Source organism: Flavobacterium sp. GW821-FHT11G01 (assembly GCF_058808175.1).
In genome coordinates this window covers 17,531-33,060 of the sequence record NZ_JBXARK010000015.1, presented here as the reverse complement: position 1 = coordinate 33,060, position 15,530 = coordinate 17,531, and the positions used below count along the sequence as shown (strand labels likewise).

The 15,530-nt window shown below is 36.6% G+C and carries 14 protein-coding genes; 3 read left to right on the top strand and 11 right to left on the bottom strand.

What is annotated here, in order from left to right; all coding sequences use genetic code 11:
* Together AC1RRN_RS20750 and AC1RRN_RS20745 are read right to left on the bottom strand one after the other, a co-directional pair.
* The gene (locus AC1RRN_RS20750) at positions 1-2,829 is read right to left on the bottom strand and encodes a PAS domain-containing sensor histidine kinase (protein WP_492969135.1); all 2,829 of its coding nucleotides are present in this window, start codon (positions 2,827-2,829) and stop codon (positions 1-3) included.
* A gap of 8 nt (positions 2,830-2,837) precedes the next feature.
* Positions 2,838-3,272 carry a response regulator gene (locus tag AC1RRN_RS20745; protein WP_492969134.1) on the bottom strand — a complete coding sequence of 145 codons (435 nt, stop codon included), beginning with the start codon at positions 3,270-3,272 and terminating at the stop codon, positions 2,838-2,840.
* A 266-nt stretch (positions 3,273-3,538) separates the two neighbouring features.
* Between AC1RRN_RS20745 and AC1RRN_RS20740 the strand changes: the two genes are divergently transcribed.
* Entirely contained in the window at positions 3,539-4,162 is a 624-nt protein-coding gene (locus tag AC1RRN_RS20740; protein WP_492969133.1) for a YciE/YciF ferroxidase family protein, read from the top strand.
* A 575-nt stretch (positions 4,163-4,737) separates the two neighbouring features.
* Here AC1RRN_RS20740 and AC1RRN_RS20735 read toward each other — a convergent pair.
* From AC1RRN_RS20735 to AC1RRN_RS20725, 3 genes are all read right to left on the bottom strand, one after another.
* The gene (locus AC1RRN_RS20735; protein WP_492969132.1) at positions 4,738-5,571 is read right to left on the bottom strand and encodes an SDR family oxidoreductase; all 834 of its coding nucleotides are present in this window, start codon (positions 5,569-5,571) and stop codon (positions 4,738-4,740) included.
* Between the two features lie 44 nt (positions 5,572-5,615).
* A complete protein-coding gene (locus AC1RRN_RS20730; RefSeq protein ID WP_492969131.1) occupies positions 5,616-6,413 on the bottom strand; it encodes an AraC family transcriptional regulator in 798 nt (265 codons plus the stop codon).
* Between the two features lie 102 nt (positions 6,414-6,515).
* Complete coding sequence (locus tag AC1RRN_RS20725) at positions 6,516-6,905, bottom strand: DoxX family protein (RefSeq protein WP_492969130.1); 390 nt, start codon at positions 6,903-6,905, stop codon at positions 6,516-6,518.
* Between the two features lie 355 nt (positions 6,906-7,260).
* On the opposite strand from AC1RRN_RS20725, the gene AC1RRN_RS20720 reads away from it, so the two are divergent.
* Together AC1RRN_RS20720 and AC1RRN_RS20715 are read left to right on the top strand one after the other, a co-directional pair.
* Entirely contained in the window at positions 7,261-8,313 is a 1,053-nt protein-coding gene (locus AC1RRN_RS20720; protein WP_492969129.1) for an alpha/beta hydrolase, read from the top strand.
* 67 nt (positions 8,314-8,380) lie between these two features.
* Positions 8,381-9,133, top strand: coding sequence for an MBL fold metallo-hydrolase (locus AC1RRN_RS20715; RefSeq protein WP_492969128.1), 753 nt, complete (start codon positions 8,381-8,383; stop codon positions 9,131-9,133).
* A gap of 51 nt (positions 9,134-9,184) precedes the next feature.
* Here the strand turns inward: AC1RRN_RS20715 and AC1RRN_RS20710 are convergent, their stop codons facing one another.
* The 6 genes from AC1RRN_RS20710 to AC1RRN_RS20685 all read right to left on the bottom strand — a co-directional run bounded on the left by AC1RRN_RS20710 (position 9,185) and on the right by AC1RRN_RS20685 (position 15,234).
* Entirely contained in the window at positions 9,185-10,033 is an 849-nt protein-coding gene (locus tag AC1RRN_RS20710) for an AraC family transcriptional regulator (RefSeq protein ID WP_492969127.1), read from the bottom strand.
* An 88-nt stretch (positions 10,034-10,121) separates the two neighbouring features.
* The gene (locus tag AC1RRN_RS20705) at positions 10,122-10,565 is read right to left on the bottom strand and encodes a nucleoside deaminase (protein WP_492969126.1); all 444 of its coding nucleotides are present in this window, start codon (positions 10,563-10,565) and stop codon (positions 10,122-10,124) included.
* Positions 10,566-11,369, bottom strand: a complete 804-nt coding sequence (locus AC1RRN_RS20700; protein WP_492969125.1) for a helix-turn-helix domain-containing protein — start codon at positions 11,367-11,369, stop codon at positions 10,566-10,568. It abuts the gene before it with no gap.
* Positions 11,370-11,448: 79 nt separating this feature from the next.
* Positions 11,449-12,474 (bottom strand): SDR family NAD(P)-dependent oxidoreductase, encoded by a 1,026-nt coding sequence (locus AC1RRN_RS20695; protein ID WP_492969124.1) that lies wholly within the window; start codon positions 12,472-12,474, stop codon positions 11,449-11,451.
* Positions 12,475-12,506: 32 nt separating this feature from the next.
* The gene (locus AC1RRN_RS20690; RefSeq protein WP_492969123.1) at positions 12,507-12,884 is read right to left on the bottom strand and encodes a VOC family protein; all 378 of its coding nucleotides are present in this window, start codon (positions 12,882-12,884) and stop codon (positions 12,507-12,509) included.
* Positions 12,885-14,409: 1,525 nt separating this feature from the next.
* The gene (locus tag AC1RRN_RS20685; RefSeq protein ID WP_492969122.1) at positions 14,410-15,234 is read right to left on the bottom strand and encodes a DUF8693 domain-containing protein; all 825 of its coding nucleotides are present in this window, start codon (positions 15,232-15,234) and stop codon (positions 14,410-14,412) included.
* Positions 15,235-15,530: the final 296 nt, after the last annotated feature.

Here is a 15,530-nt window from a genome sequence, read left to right as displayed (position 1 = left end):
TCAGGATCTGGCCGGAAGAAAAATATTAAATTTTGCGCCGCAGCCTGGCTGGCTTTCCGCCATAATAAATCCTTGGTGATTGTCCACAATCTTTTTGACAATCGAAAGTCCGATCCCGGTCCCTTCATAACTATCTTTGGTATGCAGGCGCTGGAAAACTTCGAAAATTTTCAATGCATGTTTTTGGTCAAATCCGATGCCGTTGTCTTCAAAGGTCAGGATATGGTACTGTAGCTGCGGATCCATGCCAGGGATATGTCCCATAAAAATCGATGCAGAAACAGTTATTTTCGGCGCCTTATCGGCAGATTTAAATTTTAGGGCATTTGAAATCAGGTTATAAAGCAGCTGCCTGAACTGATACTGTATGATGGTCAGGTTCTCGGAGTGCAATATCTCTATCCGGGCATTATGCTGCAGGATTTCCTCGGCTATTTCTTCCCTTATTTCCTTTATAAGCTGTTCCAGACTGATACTTTCAAATGTTTTATCCGGGTTGCTAGTTCGGGAATAGGCCAGCAGGTCATCGATAAGGGTCTGCATCCTTTCGGCAGATTTTCGCATGCGTTCAAAATAATTCAGACCTTTTGAAGAAAGTCCCGAAGCTTCGCCTTGCATTATCAAGTCGGAGAAAGTCTGTATTTTGCGCAGTGGTTCCTGCAGGTCATGGCTTGATATATAGGCAAATGTCTGGAGCTCCTTGTTCATTGTTTCGAGTTCCACATTTTTCTGCTGCAGCTGCACGGTCCTTTCCTGTACGCGCTCTTCGAGTTCATCGGTAAAGGAGCGCTGCTCCTGTATATCAGTGCTTGTGCCGACCCACATCTGGATTTTTCCTTCAGCATCACGCTGGGGGATGGCGCGGCTTAGCTGCCATCGGTATTCTCCCCGGGCATTTCGAAAACGGTGTTCCAGGATAAAATCAGATCCTTCACCGACGGCCTTTGTCCAGGCTTCTATATTGGCCTGCCTGTCGTCTGGATGTACAATCTGGAGCCAGCCGTCCTGCTGTAGCTGCTGCGGTGTTAGTCCTGAATAACTGTAAACGGACTGGTTGAAATAATTTAAATTGCCTTTGCTGTCGCTGGTCCACACGTGCTGCGCCATGGAATCGGCCAGAAGCCTAAATTTTTGTTCACTTTCATGCAGGATCTGCTGTTCCTGTTTTTCCTCTGTTACATCCTGGACTGTACCTATCATATGGGCCGGTGTCCCATCAGGGTCATAAAATACTTTTCCTTTGCTTTCAATCCAATGAATGGAGGAATCTGGCCAGATGATGCGGCCGATAAAATATAGTTTTCCGGTTTCGCGGGCTTCCCTGTGTGCCTGATTGCGTTTTTCCATGTCTTCTGGATGGATCTGCATCCGGGTTTTGGCAATGGTAAAATCCTGCTGTTCGGTGCCGGTAAAAATTTCGGAGAAGCGTGGAGAAGTTTCTATATCGCCGGTTTTCAGGTCCAGTTCATAGGTACCCAATTCGCTGGCCTCAATCACGATATTGAGTTTCTCACGGCTCAGTGCGGTCTGCTGTAGTGCTGCCGCAACCTGAATCTGACTTTGCCTAAGCTCCGTAATGTTGGCTGTTACACCGGCCATTCCAGTAACTTTGCCGTCCTTGTCCTGCACCGGCATTGCCGAAGCATGAATCCAACGGGTCCCGTCCACCGCATTGATGCGGTATGTGGCGTCGTAAACGGTATTGCCTGTAACGGCTTTATAAAATGCGTCCTGCATTGCAGGGCGGTCCTCATCTAGGACCATTGCCAGAAATTCGCTGTAAGTCAGGGATTCATCTGGTTTCAATCCGAAGTTAATCTTGCACTGTAGGGAGCATTGTATGGTTTCTGTGGCAATATTAAGTTCGTAGGAGCCCAGCTGACCGGCCTCAAGGGCAAGGTTGAGATGCCTGGCCGTATGTGATGCTTTCTGTAATGCCTTGTCTTTTTCATTGCTCTGGTGCACCTGCTGGGAGATATCCTGCAGAGTCCCGTCGAGCCTAACGGCATTGCCATTTGCATCGAAGGTAGTCTTCCCTTTGGCATGCACTATTTTTTTCTCTGAAGTCAACGGATGAACAATGGTGTAATACAGGTCGTATTTCCCTTCCGATCCGAAACGCAGTGCTTCTGCGATGGCATGCTGTACGATTTCCTTGTCGCTGTCCAGTATGGCATCGATAGCATTCTGCAGGTGGATCTGGTCCTCATGCGGAAGGCCAAACCAGTCTTTGAGCCTGTTATTGGCGGTAAATTTCCCCGTGGCAGGCGAGTAATCGTACGTGCCGAGTTCGGCCGCCTCAATGGCAAATTCAAGCTGTTTATGGCTTTCACTTATCGTGTCAAGCAGTTTTACTTTTTCTGTAGTTTCCGTGCAAGTAACAAAAACACCTGCCGGATTTTCGGTTTCATCAATAACAGGACTGTAACTAAAGGTCCAGTACACATCTTCCATTTTTCCGTTCCTGTATATCGGCAGCAGTTGATCCTCGTGCCAGGAAGCTTCTTTTTTATGTAGCACGTTATCAATAAGAGGCTTGATGAATTCCCATATTTCCGGCCAGGCCGATTCACCGGGCGTGCCGAGGATCGATGGGTGTTTTCCGTCATTTCCCAAACTGGGCCTGTAGGCATCGTTGTAAAAACAGGTCAGTTCCTTTCCCCAGAAAAGAAACATTGGAAACCTGGAATTCAGGATAATGCTCAGTGCCGTACGCAGGCTCTGCGGCCAGAATGCAGGATCTCCGACAGGAGAATCCTTCCAGTCCTTGCTTCTGATAATCTGTCCCATTTCACCGCCTGCGGAAAGAAAATGTAAATTACTGTTCATACCTTTAGTTATCTTTTGTACACAAAATTGCCTGCTGTAACAGCATGGTTTTCCCAGTCTATGCCAAGCACAAATTCAAGTGATTTTTTCAGATCGCCAATTGACATTGATTTCTTGAGGTACATCGATGCGCCCAGCTCAAAACATCTTTGAACGGTTTCGGGATTGTTTGTCGTAGAAAGGATAATAACGGGCGCATCCGTAAAATTAGGATTGCTTTTAATTTCGTGCAGTACTTCAAAACCGTCCTTTATAGGCATATTGAGGTCTAGGAAAATAAGCGACGGAGATGGCGGTGGGTTACCGAGCTGTAATAGCAGTTGGTCCCCCAGTTCGAACAGGCTTATGTTTTCACCGATCTGCTGTGTTACTTCTTCAAAAAATAATCTGTCATCCTCGTCATCATCAACATAAAATATTGTGGTGTAATTTTCTAATACCATAAAGTTAAGTTCAGCAAGTAAAGATACTATTTTGGCGATGATAATTGTTTAAAATCCAAAATTTTAAAACCAGGGCAATCCTTGTGCATACCGCTGTAGGCTAATAGAAATAGTGCAGTGGAAAAGCTAAAAAAAACAACAATGCAAGATTTCAGGCCATTACGCCGCAGCACCGTATTTAAATACTGTAACGAACCCGGAAAAAGCTGTAACGGCAAAGTAGCCAGTGTATTGTAAATTTGGATATAATCTTAAAAAACAAAATAATGAAAACTGCAGTAAAAAATACAACCACGGCAAAAAATGCCGTGAAAGCATCTGAGGCAAAATCAAAAACAACAACAACAGCCAAAACAAGTACCAAGGGAACAGTAAAGGCAAAGCCTTCTGCGGCCGACGGACTTAGGGAATTGTTTGTAGACTCTCTAAAAGATATTTACTGGGCCGAAAAAGCGCTGGTAAAAGCACTTCCCAAAATGGCGAAAAATGCCACTTCCCAGAACCTGATCGCTGCCATTAATGATCACCTTGCCGTAACCCAAGAGCAGGTAACCAGACTTGAGCAGGTTTTTAAATCCGTAGGAGAGAAAACAGCCGCTAAAAAATGCGATGCCATGGAAGGCCTTATCAAGGAAGGCGAAAGCATTATGGAAGAAACTGAAAAAGGACCGGTGCGTGATGCGGGAATTATAGCTGCATCCCAAAAAATTGAGCATTATGAAATTGCTACTTACGGCACACTGGCAGCTTTTGCCACGACACTGGGTGAGGACGATACAGTACTGCTGCTGGAGAAAACCCTGGCAGAAGAAAAACAGGCTGACGTAACGCTTACCGAAGCTGCTTATAATACCATTAACTTTGATGCCAACGAAGAAGATAAGAAATAGGAAAGCATTTGAAGTTTCTTTGACCCAGCCTGCATATGTAAAATGTGCAGGTTTTTTATTGGTCAGAGTTTCGAGTTTAAAACCCTCAATTTATTAAAGTACTTTAGTAATGCAAAAAAAACTTTATCTTTAGTTTATGAGTACAGATATAAGAAAATTTTGCTACAGAGATTTTGAGCGGTTTTAAAAAATTTGAAAAACAATATAAAAGAAAAAAACCTGCGAATCCTGAGATTTACAGCTTTCACCTATATTTAATATTATTTAGTAAAGGAATTCTAAATAGTTTTGCCACGATTTTGCCATGAAAATAAAATTGTTAATTTTTTTAATTAACTTTTTGTTTTTCAGTTATTTATCTTGTGTATTTTGTTGCTACACTTCCTTTACTGTAATAATAATGTTTTATTTCTGAAATTGATTGTTTTGTCCTGTTTTTATCTAGAAATAATTGCGAATTAATTTGTAATTATCCTGTATTGAGACAAGTATTCATCAAATATTCTTTTTTTCTACACCTCACGCCGAGTAAAACTATTTGTAAAACAGAAATATTGATAATATGGATATTTATTTTATTTAAAAGCTTTTGGCATAAATTGATTTCGCAAAACTTCGATATATTCCTGATCCGGTTTGCTGTTTCTGAGTGCAACCAAAGGTTCTAAATCCGGACCTGCAATATAACGCAAAGTGTGGCTTTCATCCGTAACAGCTCCGTAAATAGTTTTGGCAACATCAGCTGCGGTGGCTGTTTTTTGTTCTCCAAAAGAAGAAAACAACGAGTTCATATCTTCCTGAAAATCTGCATAATCTTCTAATTTTGGATCAAATGCATAATCTGCAGCAGCTCTTTCATAAAAAGGCGTAACCACATATCCCGGTTCAATAATTTTTACTTTGATGTTTTGAGATTCCAATTCGTACGAAAGTGATTCGGAAAAACCTTCAACCGCAAATTTAGAAGCCGCATAAACCGAAATTAAAGGTACAGTTACGCGTCCGGCACCAGAAGTTATATTTACCAATGTGCCTTGTTTTCTGCTTCTGAAATGTGGCAAAATAGCATGCGTAACATCCATCAAACCAAATACATTTACTTCAAATTGTTTACGAATTTGTTCTGCTGAAACGGCTTCAAATAAACCTTGTTGACCGTAACCGGCGTTATTAACCAAAGCATCAATATGTCCGAATTTTTCAATTCCTTCGTTAATAGCGCTTTTAATAGATTTAGTGTCAGATACATCAAGTTTTGTTACGAGTATGTTTTCGTAGTTTTTTAATTCATTTCCCTTTTCAGGATTTCGCATTGTAGCGATTACATTCCAGTCTTGTTGTGCGAAAAATAAGGACGTAGCTTTGCCCAGACCGGAGGAAGCTCCGGTAATGAAGATTACTTTTTTCATAGTAAGATTATTTATGTTTAGTGGATTATTTCAATAAAATGAAATCAAATTGCAGACGGATTCACGCCAAAAAGTTTCTTGAAAGAATAGGAGAAATGAGAAATACTTTCAAATCCCAATTCATGATATACATCAGATGGACGTTTGTTTTTTTCTTTAATCAGATAATGTGCTTCTTCCAAACGTCTTTTCTGAAGCCATCGATTGGGAGACATCTGGAAAATTTTTTCGAAATCACGTTTAAATGTTGCAAGACTTCTTCCGGTAAGAAATGCCAGTTTTTTCAAATCGACATTAAACTTAAAATTCTGCTGCATAAAAACTTCCAGATCAATTTTCCCCGGTTGATTAAAATCAAATAGGACATTTTTTAAATCGGGATTAACTTGTAAAAGCAACATTAAAGCTTCTTGTTTTTTCAATGAAATTAGCCGTTCAGGTAAATTTGAATTAAAATAGGGAAGAAGCGTTTGATAGAAATTCTCGAGCAACTCATCATTTTTTAGTTGCAAAACGGCATCTTTCAAAGCATAAGGTTTATCATAAACAATGTTATAGTGTTGACTAAACTGCATTAAAATATCTCTGTCGAAAACCACAGTAATCGATCTGAAATGTTCATTTTCGTTTGGTATTTTAGTGAACTTAGAAAGGAAATTTTTTCGGTAAAATACCAAATCGCCACTACCAAAAACTCTTGTTTGTCCGGCATCGGTAACTTTTAAATTTCCCGAAATGATATAACACAATCCATGTTCGAGAATAAAGTGCTCGCCAATAACCTTTTGCGTTTCAAAGCTAGAATACACAATTCCCGGAATTTTGGTAGTTTCCTGTTCCATTTTTACTAATTGTTTGCTGTACAAAGATCGATATAATTTGTTTGTACCGTTTTCGTGAAAAGCTCAAAATTACTTTATTGAAAAGCTCTCTAACTACATAAATTACGAAGCAAAAATACAATGTGTCAATTGTTTACGATTAAAAATAACCAATATAAATGATGCAGCGAAAATGACACACGCTATAAAAAACAAAAAACTATCGCCATTCATAGCAATTCCAAGTTCAGTTAAATGATAAAAAATAACAGCCGTCATGGATATCATTCCAAGTAAACCTCCAAGCGCTGTAGTACGCGGATATAAAATCAGGAATACGGTGATGAGTTCCAGAATTCCCATAGTAATTCGTCCCCAGGATTCCATATTTAGCATTGTAAATAATTCGATGGCACTTTGCTGACCAGAAAGCTTAACATAAGAATACTGAACTAAATAATAAGCAACCAAAATGCGTAATGCCCATTGAAAAATAAATGATAGTGTTTTCATAATATAAAAATATTTAAGAATTAAAGGGCAAAAGTGTAATAAATCCTCTTTTTAAAAAATGGATAATCTTCCCGAATAGTTGGCTTTTTAGTTTGCTTTATTACGATGTATTGAATTATTTTTTTGTAACAGATTTTAGAGAAACTAACTATATGTAAACGCATTTTTTAAATCTAAAATCTAAAATCTGCAATCTAAAATCAACAATTAGCAAAAGTGGCAATCCTTCGGGAATATTATCCATTTTTTGAGGTTTGTTATCGTCGCACCTTTGTCCTGTAGATTTAACAGTACGAAAGCAAAGCGTAAAAGACCAATAAATCTTCACAAAATTTAATATTAAAACACATATAAAATGAAAACTCAAATGATTACCAAAATTGGAAAAACAAAAGCTTTATTTGCTGCTGTTTTATTAGCTGTCCTTTCAGCAGGAAGTGTAAACGCTCAGGTAGATTACACCACAGATTCACACTTAAGTCCAGATGTTCGTAATTTTCTAAAAGCGATTCATGATGGTCCCGGAATCGAAACTTTATCTGCTGCAGATGCCCGTAAAGTATTAGAAGGCGCTCAGGCAAGTGTTACTTACGATTATTCTAAAGTAACCGAATCTCAAAAAACAATTACAGTTGATGGTCTTAGTATTTCGTTAGACATTATGCGACCAAAAGGTGTAAAAGGTGATTTGCCTGTATTTATGTTCTTTCACGGTGGCGGATGGATTATAGGCGATTATCCAACACACAAAAGAATGGTTCGTGATTTGGTTTTAGGTTCTGGCGCAGTTGGCGTATTTGTAAACTATACCCGTACTCCAGAAGCACAATATCCGGTTGCAAATAATGAAGCGTATGCTGCCACAAAATGGGTTGCAGAACACGGTCATGAAATTAATGTAAACGGAAAAAAATTAGCTGTAATAGGAAATAGCGCCGGCGGAAACATGGCAGCAGTTGTGTCTTTAATGGCGAAAGAGAAAAAAGGTCCCGAAATTAAAACTACAATATTAATGTGGCCAACAACTGCTATTGATTTTACTACAGAATCATTTAAAGCTTTTGGAAAAGACCGTTTTTTAACTACTAAATTCATGGACAAATTATATGATCTTTATGCACCGGATCATTCTAAACGAAATGATATTCATATTTCACCTTTATTAGCAACTGCAGAACAATTAAAAGGTTTGCCTCCAACATTAATTTTAGTTGCCGAAAATGATGTTTTGCGTGATGAAGGTGAAGCTTACGGGCGTAATTTATTAGATGCCGGAGTAAAAGCAACAACTGTACGCTACAACGGAGTAATTCACGATTTCGGATTATTGAATCCATTATCAGAATTGCCACAAACTAAAGATTTGTTTATTCAAATGTCGGCTCAGCTTAAAGAATATCTTAAATAAATAAAATAACTGCTATGCATCGATTTGTATAGCAGTTATCATTTATAAACCTTTTAAATTTATTTCAATGAAAATTACAAGACTATCCTGGGCAGGCTTAATGATAGAAAGCCCTACCACAACATTATATATTGATCCGCTACAAAATGTAGCCAACATGGAACCTTTTTTAGGAACACCAAAATTTCCAATTTTCCCTATTGCTATACCGAAAACCGAAAAAGTTCATGCTTTGATAACGCACATTCATCAGGATCATTTTGATCAGCCTTTTTTAAAGGAACTTCTGGCATACGAAGGAGAACTTTGGGGACCAGAGCCTGTTTATAGCGAAGCTTTAAAAATTAATCTTAACGCAAACATCGCCAAAGTGAATGAAACTTTTACCATTGGAGATTTTACAATTACTGCCGTTCCCGCTGTAGACTGGATTGGTGATGAACAAATATCCTATGTAATCAGCAACGGAAAACATACGATTTTGCATGGTGGAGATACCAACTGGCACGGTTACTGGTGGCAGATTGCTAAAAAATATGGACCATTTGATGCTGCGTTTTTACCGGTAAACGGAGTAGTGGGAGCAGTTCCGCAAGTCGTTCCTGCGATTGAAATGTTCGGCACCATGACTCCGGCGCAGGCCGTAAGCGCAACACGCATTTTAGGTTCTAAACAATTGATCCCGATGCATTATGCCCAGTTTTTTAATCCGCCATTATATACGCAGTTTCCAGATATCGAAAATGCTTTGGATAATGCAGGTGAAAATCAGGAAATTAGTATTCTTCGATTAAAAGATGGCGCTATTTTGGAATTATAATTTTTAAAATGGGTTTAAAAAAAATAACCACTCGATAAAGTGGTTATTTTTTTATGTTTCAGTTACGAGACTTTTGCGAAAGCTGGAAGTATTTTGATTCGTTGCATTTTTAAAGAAGCGGCTAAAGTGTGCTGCGTCATCAAAACCCAATTCAAACGCAATTTCCTTTGCTGATTTATCGCTGTAAAAAAGCAGTCGTTTTGCTTCGCTTATAATTCTGTCATGAATAATAGACATGGGAGAATTATAATTGTATAAACTAAAGACATTCGATAAAGTCTTGGGAGATTTATTCATTAAATCAGCATAAAACTGCACTTTATGTTCTTTTCTGAAATTGCCTTCTACATGAAAATTAAACTGTCGGATAAAATCGAATTTATCATCTGTTAAAGCTTCATCTTTAAAATGCTGTTGTTTCGCCAATCGGGTTAAGATGATGACAAAACGTTTCAGTAATGCCAGCAGCATATCGGTTTTGATATAATCTTCCGATTCAAATTCTTCTATAAAAAGCTGACTAAGAGCCGAAATTTTAATGCGGTCCTGTTCCCGCAGTTCCAGAAATAAATTTTTTGAATATCCTAAGAATATTAATCCAATACAGCTAATCTCAACGTGGCTGTCTGCCATACAGTAAAATTCGCGATTGTAACGCCAGAAATTTATGGTCTCTGTATTTTCAAAAGAAAAAGTTTGATACGCAATCAACGGAATAATGCTCCAGGAAGGAAAATCATAAATAACACCGTCAATTGTAATTTTTTGGCTTTCTCCGATGTTCAACGCAATCGTCAAAAATTGGCTTTTTGGATTCTCAAAAGCGTCCTTGATTTGCAATTCTTCAGTCAGAAAATGTATCTCGCCACGGCCATCTTTGTCTTTGTGTTGTAAACGCATATTTTTTCCTTCATTAATTTTGCAAAAATGCAACTTAAAAATTTCATTCTGTTTCCGTGAAAAGCTCAAAATCACTTTCGTGAAAGGCTCATAAAGACAATTGTTTGCATTCTTCCTCCAAAATTCCAAAAATTACAGTAGGCGCAGTATTCCATTTTTTGATTGTCTGGTCTTTTAGCAAAGGATATTGAGAACTAAAACCACCAATATCGCCAGAAGCAACACCAATAATTATGGTTTTTATTTGATGATGTCTTAGCACATACGAGCACATAATACAAGGTTCGTGCGTGGTATACATAATACAATCAGAAAGGTCGTATGTCTGAAGTAAAGCTCTGGCATTTCGAACCGCTTCAATTTCCGAATGGAAAGTAATATCCTTAAATGTTTTTCCGCCTTCAATTCCTTCTCCCATGATTTTACCATTTTTTACTAAAATAGATCCAACAGGGCTGTCATTATTTCGCTTCGCAATTTTTGCAAGTTCAATACACTTGTTCATGTAGTGCTCATGATTTTGTTTTTCCATCTAATTTATTTCTGTCGGGGCATAACCAAAATGCTTTTTGAAAGCAAAAGAAAAGTGCGAAAGATTTTCGAAACCGGTTTCCAGATAGACATCTTTTGGTTTTTGAGCTTTTTTAGTTAACTGATAATGTGCCAGTTCTAATCTTTTTTGGGTGATCCATTTTTGAGGAGTGGAATTAAATGCCTTTTTAAAGTCGCGTTTAAAAGTGGTAAGACTCCTTCCTGTAAGATGACCAAACTGTTCGATTGTTCTGTTAAACATATAATTTTTCTCCATAAAACCGGCAAGATCAATTTTATCAGCTTGTGAAAAATTAGCCAGAAGACTGTCAATGTTTTTATCAATTGTTCGAAGAATAGTTATCGCTTCTTCTATCTTAACCGAAATAATTTTTTCAGGTAATTCACTTTCAAGATCAAAATACGGAATTAAAGAAGCAAAAAAACTTTCTAATAATGGATGTTTTTCAAGCGTTTTGATGTGGTAGGTCTGTGAAGCTGTAATTTCCATAGGATTTTTGAGGTAAAATTCCCGCAATCTTTTCGGCGTTAAAAAAATCACCAATGCTCTGTAAGGCAGTCCGTCTTTTGGATTTTTAGAGAGTCTTGACAATTGGTTGTTAGGAAATATAAGACTGTCTCCCGGACCAAAAGTATACGTTTTTTTTCCTTGCAGCACTCTCATTTCTCCCGAAATTACTCTCGCAAACGAGTGGTACTCCAGGATGGTTTCGTCTTCGAAGTAGGATTCTTCAATGCACGATAAGAGAATCTCTGCATATTTACTTTGTTCTTGTCCTGCCATAGTGATATTAAAAAATAAATATACAAATTATAAAGAGGCGATGATAAAAACACCTCTTTATAATTTATGATACTTAAATTTAAATATGAAAATTTACGCCAGTTAATTGTTCACTCAATATCCAAAGTTTCTTTGCAGCTGTTTCTTCCAATGCAAACGGCATCACATCTTTCATCATAGTTGAGCCATCCATATTTTCATTTGAATCACCTTCTTTAGAAATATCCAGTTTTGCTATATCAGCATTTTCACAATAAACACCACCAATATCATTCAGCTGTGGACTTACAGCGCACCAAACAGTGGTAGAAGCACCTTGCGAAATTGATTTTAGTCCTTTTGAAGGATTATTAATCACTTTGCCATCTTCATCAAAAATTCCATAATTTACCAAATCTTCATGCGGAACATTTCTGCCCAGTTCGGTTTCTGAAATGATACCCGGGTGCAGGGAATAAGAACGAACGCCGGCATTTTTCCCTCTATTGTCTAATTCTAAAGAAAAAAGTATACTGGCTGTTTTTGACTGACCGTAAGCCGAAAAAGAGTCAAATTCTCTATTAAGAAAATTAGGATCCTCAAATATAAAAGGAGAAAAATGATGTCCCCACGATGAAACATTGACTACTCTTGCTCCGTTAGCCTTTGTCAATGCAGGCCATAATCTTGCAGTCAATTGAAAATGCCCCAAATAATTGGTTGCAAGCTGCGATTCATAACCACGCTCATCACGTTCCAGCGGAACCCACATAATGCCGGCATTATTAATAAGTAAATGCAATACTTCGCTAGAAGCCAAAAACTTTTCGGCAAATGCATTAATAGAACTGGGACTCATTAAATCCATGAATTCTACTGCTACATTTGCAATTCCTTCTACATTCTTTTTTGCTTTCTCCGTATTTCTGGCAGGCACAATAACTTTAGCTCCAGCTGATGCCAATACTTTTACAGTTTCTAATCCGATACCTGAGTAACCGCCTGTTACGATGGCTGTCTTTCCTGTAAGATCAATTCCTTTTATTATATTATCTGTTGTAGATGCAGCGCCATATCCTGAGTTAATTGGATATTGCAATGCTCCCTTATAATTATTCTTTTCCATTTTTTATGCTATAGTTATTCGATATAAAAAAATTAGCTTTTGTGTACGAGCTCAATTTCATAGCCATCAGGATCTAATATCCATGCAGCATAATATCCGGGATAGTATTCAGGAAAAATTCGGGGTTGCTCCTTATCTGTTCCTCCAGCTGTAATGGCTGCTTCGTAGAATTCATCTACCTGTTCGTGGTCTTTGGCTACAAAACCAATATGCACACCATTCGACTTTACGTCTCCTTCTTTTAACCAAAAGTAAATAGTATTATCATCTCCAAAACCTTTTAGATCATGGTGATTACCTGGACCTTTGAAATCCATCGTCATTCGTATGTTTAGAGGTTTTAACGCCTTATTGTAAAATTTTACAGAGCGTTCAAAGTTTTCTACTGTAATAATAATATGATCAATCATAATTTTATTTGCTTTAATGTTTGAAACAAATTTAGATTGTCTTAAAGCTCGTTGCTTTGTTTTAAAGACCGATTTTACTTTGTTTTAAAGACCGCTTTATTGAAGCCTGTTGAGGCGAGTTTTTTGTGGAGTAGTTATGATCCAGCACCTATTTCTTAAACCATTTGAAAATGATGTATCGCAAAATCGATAGAAAAATTTGCATCAATTGGTTTAATCAGAAATTAGATTTATAAAGTTTCGAACCAGACTCCTTACAGCACCATTTTGCTGGATTCTTAATTGTTAAAAATAGCTTGCGCCACGATTCTGCCATAAAAACTTAGAATGTTGAAATATCGTTAAAAATTGCCTTAACTTTTTGTGGCAAAAAAGGTATCCACTCCAAATACGATGTGCCACGATCTTGCACCTCGAACTTTGAGCGGTTTTATAAATATTGAAAAGTGCTGTAAAAGAAAAAAACCTGCGAATCCTGAGATTTACAGCTTCACCTATATTTAATATTATTTAGTAAAGGAATTCTAAATATTAAATTTTAACAAAAAAAAAAGTCCTAATTTTCATTAGGACTTTTTTGTGGGGAGAGCAGGATTCGAACCTTAAGCTTGAAACCCGCTTATTTACTGCGTTTTGTTTTTTTTAAACCGGTGTTGCCACGATTTTGCCATAAAAATAAAACTGTTAATTTTATCTGTTAATGGTTTGATTTTTAATGATTTGACGAGTGTTTTTGCTACTACAATTCTTTACGCTGTAAATTTAAGTAATTTTTTATTAAATTGATTGTTTTGTCCTGTTTTTGTATAGTATCTCGATAAATTCAAATAAAAACGGCTTAGCTTTTTGTGGCAAAAAAGGTATCCCTTCCAAGAGTTCTGCGCCACGATTCTGCCATTAATTTTGAAATGCAAATTATTTGTAAATTCGACCTATCTTTTTGTGGCACTTTTAAAGGCAACTCCATTTCCAATGTGCCACGATTTTGCCACAAAACTCATAGCACTATTATTTTCCTAGCTTTTGAAGTTAAATAATGCCTAGAACAAATTTTTTGTCACATTATTAGTAATTTATTAAATTATATGCTTTCATCACGATTATAGTATAATTACTTAGAATGTTGGTAAAAGCAAAATCAAAAAAAACACTGTGATTTCCAGGGAAGATGAAATCACAATGGTTCATGAATTTTTTTACTACAGAATAAAGATTTTATTTTATGTTTTGTATACAAGTGGATTTACTATTCACCATTATATCAACCAGTCCTAAATTTTCATTAAAACTTGTTCTTACATAACTGCCCTTAACCAGAACAACGGCACCATAAATTTTTCCACTTTTTTCTGATATAAAATTAAATATTACTCTTTTGTTATCAGGACTAATATGCAGTTCGTAACTTGTAAATTTTAAGGTTACATACGGATTGATAACCAATGAATTTTTTTGTATAAATATTTGTGTTTCATTTTATATTATGATACGATTTATATTATGATACAATAATGACAATCAGTATTTAATTACCCGAATTAGAAATAATGATTTTCTGAGTGATTTTTGCACCATCGGCCGTTATGAATATTACTAAGTATACTCCATCACTTAATCCTGAAGTTGAAAAACTAAAGTTTTGTTCGGCGCCTAAATTATCTTTTGAAATAATAGATCTTCCTAGAATATCATAAAGCCCAAATGATTTCATAATTTCATTATTTGGATTTGTGGCATTTAAAACATGGTTTTTATTGTCCTGATTAATAAAAAAATTACTTCTCACTGCATTATTTGTTCCTAGTGTTGCATTATTTATAAAACTTATTTTAAATCGTTCTGTATCTTTTCCGGGTGCAACTATAACTTGATATGGGGTGTTTCTAATATTATGGTAAGACCTATAAAGTGCATCGTATATATAAATTGGCTGTGTATCATCAAAGCCGTCATTTTCAGATATGTAAAATTTAAATTTTGTACTTACAGCCGCTTTTACCGAGAGTGAAATTTTTTTGGATAAATTGAAACTGAGTCCCTGAATTACGTAATCTCCGTCTTCAATCCAGAAAGAAATGTCCTGAGGATAAGCTCCATCCATATTTTTTACATCGAAATCACTATCGACCCCGTCTGTTGCTTCATAAGCAAAAACTAATTTAAGCTCTCTTGTAAACTCATTGTTTATTATAGTATTGAGCTTAAAATAAGGAATTAGGGGAGGCGGGGGAGGCGGTCCATCATAATTGTCACCATTACCATTATAGATAGGTGTATTGGCACTAATATGTATTTGTGAAAAACATTGAAAAGAAAGCAAAACAGAGAGTAATAGTAAAGTTTTTTTCATATCCTTTTGGTTTAAATTATAATACTATGACACGTTTTAAATTTAAGTCTATTTCTTTTTAAAATGATAAATATCAAATCGGATACCTGCTGTAAATCGTAAAAAAAAGCATTGAGTAAATAGGAGCTTTAACTGATTCATCGGGTAAACCTGGGGAAGGTAGATTTGCTGAATGAGGTATTATTGGAATAAGAAAAATGAAATATAAAGTTAGTTTTTTCATTATTTTGATAACAGTTTATTACGCAAAAAAAAATTGACATTTTACAAAGCATTGATTTTAAAAGCTTTTATAC

Coding starts and splice junctions, on each gene's coding strand:
- AC1RRN_RS20745 (WP_492969134.1), bottom strand. CDS start 3,272: ATGGTATTAGAAAATTACACCACAATATTTTATGTTGATGATGACGAG.
- AC1RRN_RS20730 (WP_492969131.1), bottom strand. CDS start 6,413: ATGGAACAGGAAACTACCAAAATTCCGGGAATTGTGTATTCTAGCTTT.
- AC1RRN_RS20715 (WP_492969128.1), top strand. CDS start 8,381: ATGAAAATTACAAGACTATCCTGGGCAGGCTTAATGATAGAAAGCCCT.
- AC1RRN_RS20700 (WP_492969125.1), bottom strand. CDS start 11,369: ATGGCAGGACAAGAACAAAGTAAATATGCAGAGATTCTCTTATCGTGC.
- AC1RRN_RS20740 (WP_492969133.1), top strand. CDS start 3,539: ATGAAAACTGCAGTAAAAAATACAACCACGGCAAAAAATGCCGTGAAA.
- AC1RRN_RS20725 (WP_492969130.1), bottom strand. CDS start 6,905: ATGAAAACACTATCATTTATTTTTCAATGGGCATTACGCATTTTGGTT.
- AC1RRN_RS20685 (WP_492969122.1), bottom strand. CDS start 15,234: ATGAAAAAAACTTTACTATTACTCTCTGTTTTGCTTTCTTTTCAATGT.
- AC1RRN_RS20690 (WP_492969123.1), bottom strand. CDS start 12,884: ATGATTGATCATATTATTATTACAGTAGAAAACTTTGAACGCTCTGTA.
- AC1RRN_RS20695 (WP_492969124.1), bottom strand. CDS start 12,474: ATGGAAAAGAATAATTATAAGGGAGCATTGCAATATCCAATTAACTCA.
- AC1RRN_RS20705 (WP_492969126.1), bottom strand. CDS start 10,565: ATGGAAAAACAAAATCATGAGCACTACATGAACAAGTGTATTGAACTT.
- AC1RRN_RS20720 (WP_492969129.1), top strand. CDS start 7,261: ATGAAAACTCAAATGATTACCAAAATTGGAAAAACAAAAGCTTTATTT.
- AC1RRN_RS20710 (WP_492969127.1), bottom strand. CDS start 10,033: ATGCGTTTACAACACAAAGACAAAGATGGCCGTGGCGAGATACATTTT.
- AC1RRN_RS20750 (WP_492969135.1), bottom strand. CDS start 2,829: ATGAACAGTAATTTACATTTTCTTTCCGCAGGCGGTGAAATGGGACAG.
- AC1RRN_RS20735 (WP_492969132.1), bottom strand. CDS start 5,571: ATGAAAAAAGTAATCTTCATTACCGGAGCTTCCTCCGGTCTGGGCAAA.